Origin of the sequence: Streptomyces sp. MJM8645 (assembly GCF_001625365.1) — a bacterium.
Lineage (GTDB): Bacteria > Actinomycetota > Actinomycetes > Streptomycetales > Streptomycetaceae > Kitasatospora.
On the sequence record NZ_LJJF01000001.1, the window covers coordinates 7115225 to 7131056 of the forward strand.

General features: G+C 75.1%; 15 protein-coding genes. 7 read left to right on the forward strand and 8 right to left on the reverse strand.

All coding sequences use genetic code 11. From position 1 onward, the window contains the following. The first annotated feature begins 205 nt into the window (after positions 1-205). The gene (locus A6F73_RS29935) at positions 206-793 is read left to right on the forward strand and encodes a TerD family protein (RefSeq protein ID WP_063350626.1); all 588 of its coding nucleotides are present in this window, start codon (positions 206-208) and stop codon (positions 791-793) included. Positions 794-843: 50 nt separating this feature from the next. On the opposite strand, the gene A6F73_RS29940 is transcribed toward A6F73_RS29935, so the two are convergent. Both A6F73_RS29940 and A6F73_RS29945 read right to left on the reverse strand, forming a co-directional pair. Beyond that, the gene (locus tag A6F73_RS29940; RefSeq protein ID WP_063350627.1) at positions 844-2505 is read right to left on the reverse strand and encodes a hypothetical protein; all 1662 of its coding nucleotides are present in this window, start codon (positions 2503-2505) and stop codon (positions 844-846) included. After that, entirely contained in the window at positions 2502-3428 is a 927-nt protein-coding gene (locus tag A6F73_RS29945) for an ABC transporter ATP-binding protein (RefSeq protein WP_063350628.1), read from the reverse strand. Before A6F73_RS29945 ends, A6F73_RS29940 begins: the two co-directional genes overlap by 4 nt. A 68-nt stretch (positions 3429-3496) precedes the next feature. Here A6F73_RS29945 and A6F73_RS29950 point away from each other — a divergent pair, with 68 nt between their 5' ends. Then, complete coding sequence (locus A6F73_RS29950) at positions 3497-4063, forward strand: MarR family transcriptional regulator (protein ID WP_244293549.1); 567 nt, start codon at positions 3497-3499, stop codon at positions 4061-4063. A gap of 92 nt (positions 4064-4155) precedes the next feature. Here A6F73_RS29950 and A6F73_RS29955 read toward each other — a convergent pair whose 3' ends face one another. Beyond that, entirely contained in the window at positions 4156-5655 is a 1500-nt protein-coding gene (locus A6F73_RS29955) for a lytic murein transglycosylase (RefSeq protein ID WP_063350629.1), read from the reverse strand. Positions 5656-6328: 673 nt separating this feature from the next. Here A6F73_RS29955 and A6F73_RS29960 point away from each other — a divergent pair. Together A6F73_RS29960 and A6F73_RS29965 are read left to right on the forward strand one after the other, a co-directional pair. Beyond that, a complete protein-coding gene (locus A6F73_RS29960; RefSeq protein ID WP_159398576.1) occupies positions 6329-6712 on the forward strand; it encodes a hypothetical protein in 384 nt (127 codons plus the stop codon). 33 nt (positions 6713-6745) lie between these two features. Then, positions 6746-7042, forward strand: a complete 297-nt coding sequence (locus tag A6F73_RS29965) for a hypothetical protein (protein ID WP_159398577.1) — start codon at positions 6746-6748, stop codon at positions 7040-7042. Positions 7043-7076: 34 nt separating this feature from the next. Here A6F73_RS29965 and A6F73_RS29970 read toward each other — a convergent pair whose 3' ends face one another. The 4 genes from A6F73_RS29970 to A6F73_RS29985 form a co-directional block, all read right to left on the reverse strand. Continuing rightward, the gene (locus tag A6F73_RS29970) at positions 7077-7775 is read right to left on the reverse strand and encodes a DUF6585 family protein (protein WP_063350632.1); all 699 of its coding nucleotides are present in this window, start codon (positions 7773-7775) and stop codon (positions 7077-7079) included. 168 nt (positions 7776-7943) lie between these two features. Then, complete coding sequence (locus A6F73_RS29975; RefSeq protein WP_244293550.1) at positions 7944-9578, reverse strand: alpha/beta hydrolase; 1635 nt, start codon at positions 9576-9578, stop codon at positions 7944-7946. Between the two features lie 100 nt (positions 9579-9678). Continuing rightward, positions 9679-10320: an NAD(P)H-binding protein gene (locus A6F73_RS29980; protein ID WP_063350633.1), complete on the reverse strand. Its 642-nt coding sequence runs from the start codon at positions 10318-10320 to the stop codon at positions 9679-9681. Positions 10321-10408: 88 nt separating this feature from the next. Further along, positions 10409-11338 carry an EamA family transporter gene (locus A6F73_RS29985; RefSeq protein ID WP_063350634.1) on the reverse strand — a complete coding sequence of 310 codons (930 nt, stop codon included), beginning with the start codon at positions 11336-11338 and terminating at the stop codon, positions 10409-10411. 111 nt (positions 11339-11449) lie between these two features. Between A6F73_RS29985 and A6F73_RS29990 the strand changes: the two genes are divergently transcribed. Continuing rightward, the gene (locus A6F73_RS29990) at positions 11450-11953 is read left to right on the forward strand and encodes a MarR family transcriptional regulator (RefSeq protein WP_063350635.1); all 504 of its coding nucleotides are present in this window, start codon (positions 11450-11452) and stop codon (positions 11951-11953) included. A 39-nt stretch (positions 11954-11992) separates the two neighbouring features. On the opposite strand, the gene A6F73_RS29995 is transcribed toward A6F73_RS29990, so the two are convergent. Continuing rightward, on the reverse strand, positions 11993-12868 hold the full coding sequence (locus A6F73_RS29995) for an L-histidine N(alpha)-methyltransferase (RefSeq protein ID WP_079136136.1): 876 nt from the start codon (positions 12866-12868) through the stop codon (positions 11993-11995). 28 nt (positions 12869-12896) lie between these two features. Here A6F73_RS29995 and A6F73_RS30000 point away from each other — a divergent pair, with 28 nt between their 5' ends. Both A6F73_RS30000 and A6F73_RS30005 read left to right on the forward strand, forming a co-directional pair. After that, positions 12897-14435, forward strand: a complete 1539-nt coding sequence (locus tag A6F73_RS30000) for a PLP-dependent aminotransferase family protein (RefSeq protein WP_063350636.1) — start codon at positions 12897-12899, stop codon at positions 14433-14435. Positions 14436-14593: 158 nt separating this feature from the next. After that, positions 14594-15808 carry a glycoside hydrolase family 3 N-terminal domain-containing protein gene (locus tag A6F73_RS30005; RefSeq protein WP_244293551.1) on the forward strand — a complete coding sequence of 405 codons (1215 nt, stop codon included), beginning with the start codon at positions 14594-14596 and terminating at the stop codon, positions 15806-15808. The last annotated feature ends 24 nt before the right edge of the window (positions 15809-15832 follow it).

Sequence of the window (15832 nt, forward strand, 5' to 3'; positions counted from 1 at the left end):
TGCCAGGTTGACCGAGCCGGATTGCGCGCCCGCCCCGCGCAAGCTCCTCCCCGGGGCGCTTGACAGTGTGCAGACCGCCCCCGGTGGTGACGGCGGGGGGAGCGCGGGGTAGGGGTGCGGGGAGCGCGCCGGTCGGATGATCATAGAAGTTCGACAGTGCTGTAGATTCACGGCACGGAGCGGCGGCAGGGACGAGGAGGGCACGATGAGCGTTTCGCTGGCCAAGGGGCAGAAGATCAGCCTGGAGAAGCCGGGCGGCGGTCAGCTGAGTGTGGTCCGGATGGGCCTGGGCTGGAAGGCCGCGCAGCCCAAGGGCTTCTTCGCCAAGCTGCTGGCCGCCGGTCGGGAGATCGACCTGGACGCCTCGGCGGTGCTGTTCTCCCAGGGGCGGCCGGTGGACGTGGTCTTCTTCCAGCACCTCAACAGCAATGACGGTTCCGTCCGGCACAGCGGCGACAACCTGGTCGGCGGCGCGGGCGACGCGACCGACGACGAGTCGATCACCGTCGACCTGACCAAGATGGCCGCCGAGGTCGACCAGATCCTCTTCACCGTCAACTCCTTCACCGGCCAGACCTTCCAGGAGGTCGAGGCGGCCTTCTGCCGGCTGGTCGACGAGCAGACCGGCGCCGAACTGGCCCGGTACACGCTCACCGGGGGCGGCCCGTACACCGCGCAGATCATGGCCAAGGTGCAGCGCACGCCCACCGGTTGGCAGATGACCGCGATCGGGCAGCCGGCCAGCGGGCGGACCTTCCAGGACCTGATGCCGGAGCTGGTCAAGCACCTGTGACCCGGTCCGGGGCCGGCCCGCCGCGGCCGGCCCCGTCGCGGGCCTTGACGTCAGCGCACTTCCAGGTCGCGGCGCCGGAACCCGGCCAGCGCCAGGGCGATCAGGGCGGCCGCGACCAGGGTGAGCGCCGCTAGCGGCGTCCAGTCCATGGCGGCTGCCGGGAGCCGGGGCACCTGCCCGAACGGGGAGAGCCGGTCCAGGCCCGCCGGGAGCTTCAGCAGCGGGCCCAGGTACCCGATCACGAACGCGTACGCCGGCACCAGCCAGGCCAGCTGCGTCGCCCGGGGCAGCCAGCCGTACACGGCGGCGGCGAAACCCACCGTCACCCATTGGGCGGGCGCGAACGCCAGGGCCGCGCCGAGCAGTCGCGGGAACGCGCCGGCGTCACCGGTGGACAGCGCCCCGGCCAGGCCGAAGCCCACCCCCGCCGCGAGCAGCACCGCGGTCGAGCCCAGCAATGCCGCCGCCAGGTGCCCGCCCAGCCAGCCGGACCGGGACACCCCGGTGGCCAGCACCGGCTCGGCCCGCCCGGCGCTCTCCTCGGCGCGCGGGCGCAGCGTCGCCAGCACCGCGTAGACCGCGCTGACCACCGCCACCACCAGCAGGGTCATCGCGGCGAAGGAGTCGGTGAGCGAGCGGCCGCCGAGCCGGGCGAGGGCCTCCTTCAGCTGGTCGACGTCCTTGACCATCGCGTCGGCGCCGCCCAGCAGCGACCCGTACATCGCGCCGAGCAGCAGCAGCGCGACCGCGAAGCCGCCCAGCAGGCCGCGGTGCAGGCGCAGGGCGAGGCCGAGCGGGGTGCCGAGGGCGGGGCGCGCGGTGGGCGGCCCCGGGCGGGCGGCGCGCAGGCCGGCGCCCACGTCCCGGCGGGTGCTCAGCGCGAAGCCGGCCGCGCCGGTGACGACGGTCAGGGCGAGTGCGGGCAGCAGCGGCCACCAGTGGTCGTCCACGAAGGGGTAGCTGCGCTGGAGCCAGCCGATCGGAGAGGCCCAGGAGAGCTCGTTCGACCCGGCGTCCCCGGCCGCGCGCACCGCGTAGGCGGCGCCGAGCACCGCGAGGGCCAGCCCGGAGGCCGTCCGGGCGTGCGCGGTGACCTGGACGGCGACGGCGGCGACCGCCGCGAACAGCAGTCCGGCGGCGGTGGTCGCGGCCCCGAACAGCAGCGCGCCGCCGGTGCCGAGCCCGGGGACGCCGAGGGCGGGCAGCCCGGCGGCGAGCAGCACGCCGAGCGCGAGGTCGGCGACGGCGGCGGCGCCCAGGGCGGCCGCGAGCTGGGCGTGCCGGCCGACGGCGGCGGAGCGGACCAGCTCGGCCCGCCCGCTCTCCTCCTCGGCCCGGGTGTGCCGGGCGACGGTCAGCACGCTCATCAGCCCGGCCAGCACCGCCAGCAGGCCGAGCAGCCGGTGGCCGAGCATGGCGCCCCAGGTGTAGTCGGCCAGGTAGTGCCCGGGGCCGGTCATGGCGAGGACGGCTGAGCCGGCGGAGGCGTGGGCGATCGAGGCGCGGTCGGCGGCGGTCGGGTAGAGGGTGTGCACGCTGTTGGCGCTGGCGAGGGTGAGCAGGCCGAGGCCGAGCACCCAGGCGGAGAGGCGGAGCCGGTCGCGGCGCAGGGCGAAGCGGAGCAGCGTGGCGGTGCCGGCCAGGGTGGTGTGCGGGCGGGGCGGGCGCGGGGCCGTGGCGGGCGCGCTGGTCGCGGTGGTGGTGGCGGTCATCGGGCGGCCTCGCCGTCGAGCGGGTGCCCGTTGGCGGCCAGCTCGTCGCCGTAGTGGCGCAGCATCAGCTCCTCCAGCGTGGGCGGGTGGCTGACCAGGCTGCGCAGTCCGGCCTCGCCGAGGCGGCGGATGGCGGCGTCCAGGTGGGCGCCGTCCACGGCGAAGTGCACCCGGGCGCCCTCGGTGCGGACGGCGTGCACGCCCTCCAGCGTCTCCAGTCCGGTGACGGGGCGGTGGGTCTCGGCCTCGACCGTGGTGCGGGTGAGGTGGCGCAGTTCGCCGAGGCTGCCGGTCTGCACCACCCGGCCGTGGCGGATGATGCTGACCCGGTCGCCGAGCTTCTCCACCTCGTCCAGGATGTGGCTGGACAGCAGGACGGTCCGCCCCTGCCGCCGGGCCTGGAGGACGACGTCCTGGAAGACCACCTCCATCAGCGGGTCGAGGCCGGAGGTCGGCTCGTCGAGCAGCAGCAGTTCGGCGTCGGAGGCGAGCGCGGCGACGATGGCGACCTTCTGCCGGTTGCCCTTGGAGTAGCTGCGGCCCTTCTTGGTGGGGTCGAGGTCGAAGCGCTCGATCAGCTCGTCGCGGCGGCGGCGGTCGAGCCGGCCGCGCAGCCGGGACAGCAGGTCGATGGCCTCGCCGCCGGTGAGGTTGGGCCACAGTTCGACGTCGCCGGGGACGTAGGCGAGGCGGCGGTGCAGTTCGACGGCGTCGTGCCAGGGGTCCTTGCCGAGCAGTCGGGCGCTGCCGCCGTCGGCGCGCAGCAGGCCGAGGAGCACCCGGATGGCGGTGGACTTCCCGGCGCCGTTGGGCCCCAGGAATCCGTGCACCTCGCCGGTCTCGACGGTGAGGTCGAGGCCGTCCAGCGCGGTGGTCCGGCCGAAGGTCTTGCGCAGGCCGGTCAGGGTGATTGCCTTCGTCATGCTGCTGAAGCTACCGTAGTTTCAGAAAAACGTGAATATTGGGAAGGCGTTAAAGTTCAGTCGAGTTGTTGATCACCGGAGAGGGGAAGGCGCGCGTGGTGGAGCGGGAAGCGGAGCAGGGGCGCGACGAGCAGGCGGTGTCGGACTTCGTCGAACGGTTCGCGGCCGAGCTGGCGTCCGCGGGCATGGGCCGGATGCCGTCCCGCCTCTTCTCCTGCCTGATGGCCGAGGAGAGCGGCGTCCTGACCTCCGCCGAGCTCTCCGAGCGGCTGCGGATCAGCCCGGCCGCGGTGTCCGGCGGGATGCGCTACCTCATCCAGATCGGCCTGGCCGCCAAGGAACGCGAGCCGGGCTCGCGGCGCGACCGCTACCGGGTGCTGAACGACGTCTGGTTCGAGTCGCTGACCCGGCGCGACGAGTACCTGCTGCGCTGGGTGCGGGTGCTCAGGGACGGCGAGGCCACCGTCGGCGCGGGCACCGTCGCGGGGGCGCGGCTGGGGGAGAGCGCGGCCTTCTTCGCGTTCATGGTGGACGAACTGCACGGCATGCTCGCGCGGTGGCGGGTGCACCGGGAGGGGCTGGGGCCGGGGGCGCTGCCGGGGGCCGGGGCCGGGGCCGGGTCGGATCCGGCGTAGGGCTCGGTCTCGGTCTCGGGAGCGTAGCGGGCGGGGCGGGGAACGCGGACGGCCCGCACCAGGGGTGCGGGCCGTCGGCGGATGAGGCGGTGTCAGCGGGTCGGCGGGGCCGCCGAGGGGGAGAGGCCCGCGCTGGGGGTCGTGCTCGGGGCGGCGGAGGAGGGGGTGCCGCCCGGGGTGGGGGTGCCGCCGGGGGTCGGCGTCGCCGTGGCGCATCCGGGGGTGGCCGGGGTGCCGGTCGGCGTTCCGGTCGGGGTGGCCGTCGGGGACGGGCTGCCCGTCGGGGTGGTCGTGGCCGTGGCCGTCGGGCTCGGGCAGCCGGTGGGCGTTCCGGTCGGCGTCGTGGTCGGCGTCGTGGTGGGGGTGCCGGACGGCGTTCCGGACGGGGTGCCCGACGGCGTTCCGGACGGGGTGCCCGACGGCGTTCCGGACGGGGTGCCCGACGGAGTGGTCGACGGCGTGCCGGACGGCGTGGCCGGCGCGGTCGACGGCGGCGTGCTGCTGGGCGTGCCCGTCGGGGTGGTGCTCGGGTCCGTCGTCGGCTGCGCGGAGGACGACTGCGTCGGGGCCGGCGAGGTCGGCTGCGCGCTCGGCGAGGGCTGCCCGCCCGGGGTCGGGGTGGTCGCGGGGGCGCTTGGCGTCCCGGTGGTGGCGCCCGGAGTCGTCCCGGTCGGGGGCAGCAGCGGCACGAGCGGCAGGAGCGGGGACGGCAGCGAGGCCGGCGGGGTCGAGGAGGCCGGGCGGTTCGGCACGGTGGTGACGGTGCCGCTGCCGTAGTGCGCCATCCAGTTGCGGACCGTCCGCAGGTACTCGCCCGAGTTGTTGTAGCTGAGGATCGCCCGGTCGAGCTGCGCCGGGTCGGCGAGGTCGCGCCCGCCCGCGCACAGGTAGCGGGCGGCGCTCTCGGCGGCGTCGAAGATGTTGTTCGGGTCGGCCTTGCCGTCGCCGTTGGCGTCCGTGCCCCAGGTCGCCCAGGTGGAGGGGATGAACTGCATCGGTCCGACGGCGCGGTCCCAGCGTGCGTCGCCGTCGTAGCGCCCGCCGTCGCTGTCGGGTATCGCGGCGAAGCCGTTGCCGTCCAGGGCCGGTCCGAGGATCGGGGTGAGGGTCGTCCCCGCCGCGTCCACCTGGCCGCCGTTGGCCTGGCCGGACTCGACCTGGCCGATCGCGGCCAGCAGTTGCCACGGCAGGTGGCAGCCGGGCGAGCGCTGCGCGGCCGAGGCCTCGGCCTGGCGGTAGGCGGCGAGCACGGTCGCGGGCAGGGCCGGGCCGGTGGCGGCGAAGGGGCCGGCGGTGGGCGCGCCGGGCACCGTGCCGGGCGGCTGCGGCAGTTGGACGGTGCCGCCGCCGTCGGCCGGGAGGCCGGTGCCGAAGGTGCTGCCGGCGCCGGCGGTCGGGCCGCCACCGGCCGGTGAGCCGGCGGTGTCCGGCGCCGTCACGGCGTCGGCGGCCGCGACCGGGGCGAGCCCGAAGCCCGTCACCTGGGAGCCCGTCAGCGCGGCGAGTGCGGTGAAGGCCGCAGCCGTCCCCGTGACCCGCTTGCCGAGCCGCAGCCCGCGCCCGCCCTGCACCTTGCCGAACCTCGCCGTCATACCGTGCCCCTCCCCGTAGCCGTCCCGGCCCTCCCGGAACGGATGAACCGCCGTCATCGTGCCTGCCGCCGGCCGGCGGCTCCCACAGTCGCAACGATTAGTATCACGACGATCTGACGCGACAGGGGTGGCCGGAGGTTGCCCCGGCCCGGCACCGGCGTCACAAGCCGCACGTCACCAGGGGTGGGGGAGCTGCCGCTCGGGCTCGGTTCGGGGCCGGATCCGCGTCGCGGCCGGGCGGGCCGACGGCCCTGCCGGGTAAGCGAGTTGGCGTGCGCGCGCGTCCCCCGCAGGTTCCGTCCACAGGCCCGGTGGCGGCGCCGGAGGGGTGTCCGGGTCGGGTGTCGGCGGCATATCCCCTTTCTGCCAAGGGAGTTGACCGGGGGCGTGCCGGTGGTGGGCCGGGCGTGCAGGGGCCCGGACCGGCGGTCTGGGGCGCGGGGGTGGTGCGTGCGCGTCGTTCCGGGCTCCCCGGCGGCGCCCGCCGTCGACCCTCCTGACCTGCGTGGATGCCGGCCGCCGGGTGGGTGTTTCCCTACCAGGGCGGGCGTGCGGACGCCAGGGGGCGGCCCCAACTCGCCCCTGGACGGGTGACGTTCTGGTGAAAAGGGCATGCCAGGAATCTCCGCCCGGCATGCTGTGCCCCGTGACCATGCGGATGGAGGCCCGGACTGTGAGCGCGAACCTGCCCGAGACCGTCGCCGAGGGAGCGGTCGTCCTGCCGACCCCTCCTCGGGTGGTCGACGACCTGGCCCGCGACCTGACCCAGGCCGCGGCCGCCGTCCGGGCGGTCTCGCGGGTCGCCCGCAGCGGTGGGGACCTCGCCGTCGCCGCGTACACCGCCGTGGTGTGCACCGGGCGTTCGGCCGCCCGCGTACTGGAGGAGGCCGCCGCCTGGTGCCGGCAGGCCCCCGGGGCCGAGGTGCACTCGCTGGCCTGGGCCCGGGTGCCGGGGCACCGCGAGGACGTGGACGAGTACCGCGTCACCCTCGCCGTCAGCTTCCCCGACGACGAGACCGGCGAGCACCTCGGCGACACCCATCGCGCCCGTCGGTGAGGAAGCCGGTGAGGAATCCGTAGGATGATCCCCATGGGTGATGGGGACACGAAGCAGCTGACGGGCGACCAGTCGCAGGACGCGACGGGCGACGGCCCGCGAGAGCTCTCGCGGGCCGCCGCCGTGGCCGTCACGGTGCTCGCCGCCCTCTGCGGCGCCGCCGTCCTGCTGGCCGTCTTCCACTGGCTGGGCTGGAGCGTCCCCTGGGTCGGCTGGATCGTCGCCAAGGCCGGCATCAAGCTCGCCGTCGGGGGCTTCGCCGGGCTCGCCGCCGCCTTCGCCTGGCTCCGGTCGCGGCTGGGGCGTTCGGCGAGCGACTCGCCGTCCTGACGGCGCTCCAGGGTCCGTCCGGGCCGGCCGTGCGTCAGCCGGAACGGCCCAGCAGCATCATGAAGAGCGCGTAGTTCGGGATCAGGCTGACCGCGGTGTTCGACAGCGAGAGGAACTTGCCGTCCTTCTTGACCACCAGGTAGCCGTTGACCACGCTGATCGACTTGATGTCGGACCAGGGCACGAAACCGCGCTTCACCGTGCTCAGTCCGGCCGAGCTGACCAGCAGGTCACCGAAGGCCAGTTCCTCTCCGTCCGCCAGTGAGGCCCGGGCCCCGGACAGCTGGGTGGCCGCGACGTAGTGTGCGGCGGTCTCGCCCAACTCCGCCCACCTGCCCAGCTGGGTGCCTTTGTCCCCGCCGCTGAGCTTGGCGCGCCGAGGGTCGCGGTACTTGCCGTCGATCGTGAACGTCTCCCCGTCGTCCCGGGTGAACTGGTAGGAGAAGTCCGTTTCGGTGTAGATGCTGTGCGTGTAGTGGGCGACGGTCGACTGCATCACGGTCGAGACCTCGTCCCAGCGGAAGACCGTGAGCTCCAGGCCGCCGCCCTCGTGCACCAGGCCGTGGTCGAAGTGGTAGACCCGGAGCTTCTCCTGCTCGCGCGGCTGGCCGAACAGTCGTGTCTTCGTCAGCACCAGGAAGCACTGGCGCAGCAGGCCGAGGTCGGCCTCCTGCGCCTGCTCGGCCACTGCGGCGGTGATCTGGGTATCCGTGGTCTCGACGACCTTCACCATGGCTCGCTCCTGTGTGTGGCGACTACGTCCATCGCAGTATTCCCCGGAGCCGGGAGTGGTGAGGCACAACGGCGCCCGCCCGCTTGGACTTTGGCAGTCTTTCGGCCAATCGCGCCCCGCCGGGCCTCACCCGGTGCGTGCCACGGCCGCGGTGGAGCGGCCGGACGCTCAACCCGCCTGCGGGGTGGGGCAGACGAGGTCGCGCTCGGGGGCGCGGCCGCCCAGCAGGTAGCTCTCGACGACGTTCGTGACGCAGGAGTTGGCGGTGGGGTACTGGCCGTGGTCGCCGCTCCCGGTGACGGTCACCAGCTTGGAGCCGCGCAGCGCGCGGTGCGCGCCGAGCGCCGCCTCGTAGTACGTCGCCGGGTCGTGCACCGAGTTGAGCATCAGCACCGTCGGCAGGTGGGCGCCGGTCACCTTGACCTTGGGGGCGGGCGCGGTCGGCCAGGACGCGCAGACCGCGCTGAAGGCCAGCGTGCGGGCGCCCACCAGCGGGTAGCGCGCGGTGTTCTCCGCGCCGTGCTGGACCCAGGTGTCCATGTCCTTGGTCCACGGGGTGTCGTTGCAGGTCACCGAGAAGTACTCGGCGAGGAACTCCGGGCTGAGGTACTGGCCGAACAGCCGCCCGGCCATCGTCTTGGCCGCGGGGTCGGCCCCCTGCCAGTCGTCGACCGCGGTCAGGGCCTGGGCGAGGAAGGGGAAGGTGTCCCGCTCGTAGATCGCGCTGATCGCGCCGTTGTCCAGCTGGTTCGGGCCGATCGTCAGGGAGCCGTCGGTGATGGGCTGGTCGTGCAGCGCGGCGCGCCGCTGCTCCCAGCGCGCCTGCACCTCCTCGGGGGTGGAGCCCCAGTGGTAGGTGGCGTCGCGGGCCGCCAGCCACGGCACGAAGTCCTCGTCGAAGCGGCGCTGGAAGCTCATCGGCTGGCCCAGTTCGAACTTCTCCCAGGTGCCGTCGAAGCCGATGTTGCTGTCCAGGACCATCCGCTCGACCCGGTGCGGGAAGAGCGTCCCGTAGTAGGCCCCGATCATCGAGGCGTAGGACGGGCCGAAGTAGCTGAGCTTCTGCTCGCCGAGCAGGCCGCGGAACAGGTCGATGTCGTGGGCGGTCTGCTCGGTGTTCAGGTAGGGCAGCAGGTCGCCCGTGCGCTCCTGGCAACTGGCAGCCAGCTTCTTGGAGTTGGCGACCACCCGGTCGATCGCCGCCGGGGACTGGTCGCGGAAGTCGCCGGCCAGGAAGTCCTGGAACTCCTCCGGCGTCTGGCACACGGCCCGGGTGCTCTCGCCGACCCCGCGCTGGTCGAAGCCCACGATGTCGTACGCGGCGCCGACGGCCGGGGCGGCGGTGGCCAGGTTCGCCGGGCGCAGCAGGCCCGACGCGCCGGGGCCGCCGGCGGCCATCAGCAGCGTGCCCTTGCGCTTGGCCGGGTCGCCGGCGCGGTGCCGGGAGACGGCGATCGTCACGTCGGCGCCGGCGTCGGCGTGGTGCCAGTCGCGCGGGGCGGTCATGGTGGCGCAGTCCAGCGCCGGCTGCTTGGCGCAGGGCTGCCAGGCGAGGGTCTGGTGGGTGTAGCGGGCGGGGGCGACCTCGGCGTCGCCCGGGTTCCGACCGGCGTCCGGGGCAGCGCTGGCGGTGGCCGGCACGGCCAGGCCGGCCAGGACGGCGGCGACGACGGCCACGGCGGCGCGCCGGGTGCGGGAGGCGGGGGCGCCGGCCGCCGGGGTGTGCGAGGCGGTGGTGTTCGGCGCGGTGGTGCTCGGCGTGATGGTGTGCGAGGCCGTGGTGTTCGATGCGTTGGTGTTCACGGGAATGATCCTGTCCGAGCCCGCCCTGACGGTCGATCATGCGGGGTTCCGTGTCCGGGGTGGTGCTGGGTACACCCCGGACACGGAGGATCGCCCCAGGTCAGTAGGCGGCGGTGAAGCGGGTGCGGCGGTGTGCGGGCTGCTCGGCCTCGTCGAGCAGGGCGACGGCGAGGTCCTCCATGGAGATCACCGAGGCGCCCTCGGCGTCCACCAGCAGTTCGTCCCGTCCGAGCCGGAAGCGGCCGGTGCGCTCGCCGGGTTCGAGCAGGGCGGCGGGGCTCAGGTAGGTCCAGTCGACGTCCGGGTCGGCGGCGCGGTAGAGGTCGAGCTGCTCGCGGCAGGCCCGGGCGATCGGCCGGAGTTCGGCGGGGAAGCCGGGGTCGTCGGCGAGGGTCGTCCCGTCGCGGCCGGGGAGGGTGAGGCTGCCCGCGCCGCCGACGGCCATCAGGCGCACGCCCGTTCCGGCGAGACCGGCCAGCAGGCCCCGGGTGGCGGCGGACAGCTCGTGCTCGCTGCCGGGCGCCGGGCGGGTGGCGGTGATCACCAGGTCCTGCCCGGCGGCGAGGCGGGCGACGTCCTCGGGGTTGCGGGCGTCGCCGACACCGAGGGCGACGGCGGCCGGCAGGCCGTGCGGTTTGGCGGGGTCGCGCAGGACGGCGGTGATCCGGTGGTGGCGGGCGAGCGCCTCGGTCACCACCCGGCTGCCGACGTTGCCGGTGGCGCCGAACACGGTGATGTGCATGGAGGTTCTCCTGGTGCGGTGGGGTGTCAGCGGCTGCTGGGCGGGGGTCGGGGAGTGCGGAGGGGAGTTCGGCGGGAGCGGGGCGGGGTCAGGCGTTCTCGCGGACGGGCGGCGCGGCGGCCGGGGCGCTGGGTACGGCGGGCGCAGTGGCCGCGGCGGTGCTGGGGCGTCGCCGGGTCTGGGCCGCGATCAGTGAGCCGAGGACGATCAGTGCGCCGAGCGCCTGGAGCGGGCTGAGGTCCTGCCCGAGGGCCAGCCAGCCGATCGCGGTGGCGACCACCGGGCTGAGCAGCGAGAGGAAGGAGACCGAGGTCGGCGGTAGTGCCCGGATCCCGCGGAACCAGAGCGCGTACGTGAGCGCCGCGCCGATCAGGCTGAGGTAGCCGTAGCCGAGCAGGTTGCCGCCGGTGAGGTGGGACGGCGGGGCGCCCTCGACGAACAGCGCGACCGGCACCAGCAGCAGTCCGCCGGCGGTGAGCTGCCAGCCGGTGGTGGCGAGCAGCGGGGCGGGGGAGACCCAGCGCTTGGAGAGGACGACGCCGGTGGCCATGACGACCGCGCCGGCGAGCGCGGCGGCCACGCCGACGGCGTCCAGCTGGGCGTTGGCCCGCAGGACGAGCAGGCTGACGCCCGCGATCCCCGCGATGCCGCAGATCACCGTGCGCGGTGTGAGCCGGTCGCCGAGCAGTGCGGCCGAGAGTCCGGCGGTGATCAGCGGCTGGACGGCGCCGACGGTGGCGGCGACCCCGCCGGGGAGGCGGTAGGCGGCGATGAAGAGGAGGGCGAGGAAGGCGCCGATGTTCAGCGCGCCGAGGACCAGTGCGCGCCACCACCAGCTGCCCTTCGGCAGCTGGCGGGTGACGGCGATCAGCAGCAGTCCTGCGGGCAGGGCCCGGAGGACGGCCGCGAGGAGTGGACGGTGGGGCGGGAGCAGTTCGGTGGTGACGATGTACGTCGACCCCCAGACGGCGGGGGCTATCGCCGTCACCAGCACGATTCCGAGGCGGTTTCTTAGCACTAAGCAAATGTATCTCAGTGCTAAGACATCTCTCACCGCTTTGGCGGGGTGACGTGGCTCACAGTTACCTCATCGCTAAGGAATCCCGGCGGAATCCCCTACCCTGAACCTGTGGCAGATGCAGATCATGTGGACCGAGTAGTCGCGCAGTGGGCCGCCGAACGCCCCGACCTGGACGTCTCCCCGATGGAGGTGATCGGCCGGCTCAAGCGCCTCTACCGCCTGATGGACGCGGAGCTCAACCGGACCTTCGGCGAACACGGCCTGGACGCCGCCTCCTTCGACGTCCTCGCCACCCTCAAGCGCAGCGGCCCGCCCTACCGCCTCACCCCCACCGGGCTGATGCAGTCCGCCATGGTCACCTCCGGAGCCATCACCCAGCGCCTCGACCGTCTGGAGGCCCGCGGCCTGGTCACCCGCACCCAGAGTGACCAGGACGGCCGCAGCCGCGTGGTCGGGCTCACCCCCGAGGGCCACGCCCTGATCGACCGCGCCCTCCCCGACCACCTCGCCACCGAGCGGCTCCTCCTCGCCGGCCTCGACGCCCCCCGGACCGCCGCGCTCGTCGACGCCATGCGCACCCTCCTGGCCGCCCTCGGCGACAGCCCGGAGTGAGCGGGCGGGCAGGCGGGCGGACCTCCCCGCCCGACCGGCCTACGGGTTGACCGCCACCGCCTTGAAGAAGGTGTAGTGGAACGTCCCGCCCGGCTCGGCCGTGCGGCGCAGTTCGGCGATGCCGCGGTCGAAGGCGTCGGGGGTGGTCAGCCCGGCAGCCAGCGCCTCGGTGCGGACGGCCTCGACCATCGCGACGAAGGTGCGCCGGGTGAAGCCCTCGACCAGGGCGGGGCGGGCGCCGTCGGCGTGGACGGTGCGGGGGCGGACGGCCGCGTCCCGGAAGCCGGCCTCCGCCAGGAGCGGGTACAGGCGGCGCCCGAGCAGGGCGTCGCCGCCCGCCGCCGCCTGGAGCCGCACCAGCAGGTCGACCGCGTCGCGGGCCGCCGGGCCCTGCGGGTGGAAGAAGGCCGAGCCGTGGTCGCCCTCGATCACCGTGATCGTCCCGCCCGGCCGCAGCACCCGCCGCAGCGCGGTCAACGCGGCCACCGGATCGGCCAGGTGCTCCAGCACGAAGCACACGAAGACGTGGTCGAACGCGCCGTCCGGGAAGGGGAGTCGGTGCAGGTCGCCGTGGTGCCAGGTGACCCGCGCGGTGGGCGCCTCGGCCGCCACCCGGGCCCGGGCCTGCGCCAGCGACTCCGCCGAGACGTCCACCGCCGTCAGCAGCACGCCGGGACTGGCGGCCAGCAGGTGCGCGGTCTGCGCCCCCACCCCGCAGCCGGCCTCCAGCACCCGGCTGCCCGCCGGGTACGCGGTGCCCGCGTGCAGCAGCTCGGCGAGGGTGTCCGCCTGGTCGCCGAGCCGTTGCGCCTCGGTCTCCGAGTAGCCGTGGACGTAACCCGGGACGTAGCCGGTGAGGTGGTCGGGGCCTTCGGCGTCCTGCCGGTCGTTCAGTGGTGCCGTTTCCGTGGTCATGGCCCCACCCTCACGCCACAATGGCCCGGTGAACAGGTCCAAAGAAGCGCCAGACGACAGGTCCAAACAGGCGGACCCGGGCGCCGACTTCCTCCAGCTCGACACCGCCGACGCCCCGCCCGGCGGCCTGACCGGCTGGCTCGCCCGCCGACTGCGCGAGGCCATCGCCGACGGCCGCCTCCCCACGGGCAGCAGGCTGCCCGCCACCCGGGGGCTGGCGGCCGAACTCGGCGTCTCCCGGGGAGTGGTGACCGACGCCTACCGGCGCCTCGCCGAGGAGGGCCAGATCGCCGGCCGGGGCAGGGGCGGCACCGTCGTCGTCGCGGTTCCGGCGCCGCCCGCGCCCCCGTTGTCGGCCGCGCCCCCCTTGTCGGCCGCATCCCCGTTGTCAGCCACATCCCCGGCCCCGCCGCGCGCCCGGCCAGAGCCCGTCCTGTTCCACGCCGACCCCGACCCCGAGGTGTTCGACCTGCTGCGCGGCACGCCCGCCCGGATCGACCTCACGCCCGGCGTGCCCGACCTCGCCGCCTTCCCCCGCACCGCCTGGCTGCGCGCCGAACGCGCCGTCCTCGACGGCCTCGCCGCCGCCGACCTCGGCTACGGCGACGTCCGCGGCACCCCCGCACTGCGCAGGGCCGTCGCCCACTGGCTGGCCCGCAACCGGGGCATCCGCGCCGACCCGGACGAGGTGCTGATCGTCGCCGGGACGGCCCAGGCCCTCGCCCTGCTCGGCCGGGCCCTCGGCCGGATGGGCGTCACCGAGGTCGCCGTCGAGGACCCGGGCTCGCTCGGCGCCCGCCAGCACCTCGCCCACTGGCTCGCAGCGACCCCGCCCGTCCCGGTCGACGCCGAGGGCGTCCGGGTCGACGCGCTGCGCGCCACCGGCGCCCCGGCCGTCCTGCTCACCCCGGCCCACCAGTACCCGACCGGGGTCGTCCTCGGCGGCGAGCGGCGGCGCGAACTGCTGCGCTGGGCGGGCGAGGGCGGCCTGGTCATCGAGGACGACTACGACGCCGAGCACCGCTACGACCGCCCGCCCGTCCCCGCGCTGCGCGCCGCCCTGCCGGAGCAGGTCTGCTACGCGGGCAGCATCTCCAAGCTGCTCGCCCCCGCGCTGCGCACCGGCTGGCTGCTGGTGCCGCCGCGGCTGCGCGAGGCCGTCCTGGAGGCCAAGCGGTTCGCCGACCTGGGCAACCCGGTGCTGCCGCAGCTGGTGCTGGCCCGGCTGATGGAGTCCGGCGAACTCGACCGCCACCTGCGGCTGTTGCGCCACCGCCACCGCCGCCGACGGGACGCGATGATCGCCGCCGTCCACGCCCACCTCCCCGGCGCCACCGTCCACGGCGCGGCGGCCGGCCTGCACCTGATGCTCACCCTGCCGCCCGGGGGCCGCTGTACGGACACCGAACTGGCCACGGCGGCGCTCGCCGAGGGCGTCAAGGTGCAGCCGCTGTCCTGGCACGCGCGGCTGCCGTACCCGCCGGGACTGGTGCTCGGCTACGCGGCGGGTGCGCCGGGGGAGATCGCGGAGGGGATCGCCGTCCTGGGGCGGTTGCTGCGCCGGTAGGTCTGAGGTCTGAGGGCGTCGGCACCCGGGTCCCCCGTCCGCGCGGGCGCGGGTGTGCTCCTCCGGGGTCCGGGCTATGGTGGCGACGGGCTCGGGTGCCTTGACGGCCTCGGGTGCCTTGACGGGCCGTATCCCGCTGCCGACCTCAGGGAGGCGTGATGGCCGTGCTTCGGCGCACCGTCCAGTTCGGCGCGATGCTGGTGGTGTTGGCGGCCACGCTCGGGCCGGTTCCGGCCGGGTCGGTGTCGGCGTCCGCACCGGCGTCCGCACCAATATCCGCGCGGGCCTCGATACCGGACGTGCCGGGGTCGATACCGGGGCGGGGAGTTGCCCCGGGCGAGGGGACGGTGGCGGCGGAGATGGCCGACCAGGACGCGCGGCAGCTCGCGGGGCGCCGGATCGTACTCTCCTACGCCGGTCCGACACCGCCGCCGGGCGTGCTGCAGACGATTCGGGAGGGGCGGGCGGCCGGGGTCATCCTGTTCGCCGAGAATGTCACGAGCCCGGCGCAACTCGCCGAGGCCGTCGGTCAGTTGCGGCAGGCGGCGGCGCAGTCGCCGGTGTCCGAGGGGCTGTTGCTGATGACCGACCAGGAAGGCGGCAAGGTGCGCCGCCTGCCCGGCGAGCCCGAACTCTCCGCCCGCCGGACCGGATCGGAGCCCGACCCGCTCGGCGCGGCGGGCCGCGCCGGGGTCGGCGCCGCCGGGACGCTCGCGGACGCGGGGCTCAACGTGAACCTCGCGCCGGTGCTGGACGTCTACGACACCCCGGGCAACTTCATCGACCGCCATGAGCGCTCCTACGGTCAGGACCCCGCCGGCGTCGGCGAGTTGGGCAGCGCCTTCCTCGCCGCCCAGCAGGGCTTGGGCGTCGCCGCCACCGCCAAGCACTTCCCCGGGCTGGGCTCGGCAGTCAACGGCGAGAACACCGATGACCGCCCCGTCACCCTGTCCGTGCCGCTGGACGAGCTGCGCACCCGCGGCGAGGAGCCCTACCGGGCGGCCATCGCGGCGGGCGTCCGGCTGGTGATGGCCTCCTGGGCGGTCTACCCGGTGCTCGACCCGGACCGCCCGGCGGGGATGTCGCCCGCCGTGGTCGAGGGCGAGCTGCGCGGCCGTCTGGGCTTCCGGGGCGTCACCGTCACCGACGCCCTGGAGGCCGAGGCCCTCGCCCCGTACGGCGGCCCCGGCGACCGCGCGGTGGCCGCCGCCGAGGCCGGGATGGACCTGATCCTCTGCTCCGCCCGCGACCCTCAGCAGGCCGAGGACGCCACCACGGCCCTCGCCGACGCCCTGGACTCCGGCCGGCTCGACCGTGCCGCCTTCGCGGCCGCCGTCACCCGGGTCGACGCCCTGCGGGCCTCCCTGGACTGAGCCGGCGGCGGCCGACCGGCCCCG

Coding starts and splice junctions, on each gene's coding strand:
- A6F73_RS29995 (WP_079136136.1), bottom strand. CDS start 12,868: ATGACCACGGAAACGGCACCACTGAACGACCGGCAGGACGCCGAAGGC.
- A6F73_RS29945 (WP_063350628.1), bottom strand. CDS start 3,428: ATGACGAAGGCAATCACCCTGACCGGCCTGCGCAAGACCTTCGGCCGG.
- A6F73_RS29935 (WP_063350626.1), top strand. CDS start 206: ATGAGCGTTTCGCTGGCCAAGGGGCAGAAGATCAGCCTGGAGAAGCCG.
- A6F73_RS29980 (WP_063350633.1), bottom strand. CDS start 10,320: ATGCACATCACCGTGTTCGGCGCCACCGGCAACGTCGGCAGCCGGGTG.
- A6F73_RS29955 (WP_063350629.1), bottom strand. CDS start 5,655: ATGACGGCGAGGTTCGGCAAGGTGCAGGGCGGGCGCGGGCTGCGGCTC.
- A6F73_RS30005 (WP_244293551.1), top strand. CDS start 14,594: ATGGCCGTGCTTCGGCGCACCGTCCAGTTCGGCGCGATGCTGGTGGTG.
- A6F73_RS29965 (WP_159398577.1), top strand. CDS start 6,746: ATGGGTGATGGGGACACGAAGCAGCTGACGGGCGACCAGTCGCAGGAC.
- A6F73_RS29940 (WP_063350627.1), bottom strand. CDS start 2,505: ATGACCGCCACCACCACCGCGACCAGCGCGCCCGCCACGGCCCCGCGC.
- A6F73_RS29970 (WP_063350632.1), bottom strand. CDS start 7,775: ATGGTGAAGGTCGTCGAGACCACGGATACCCAGATCACCGCCGCAGTG.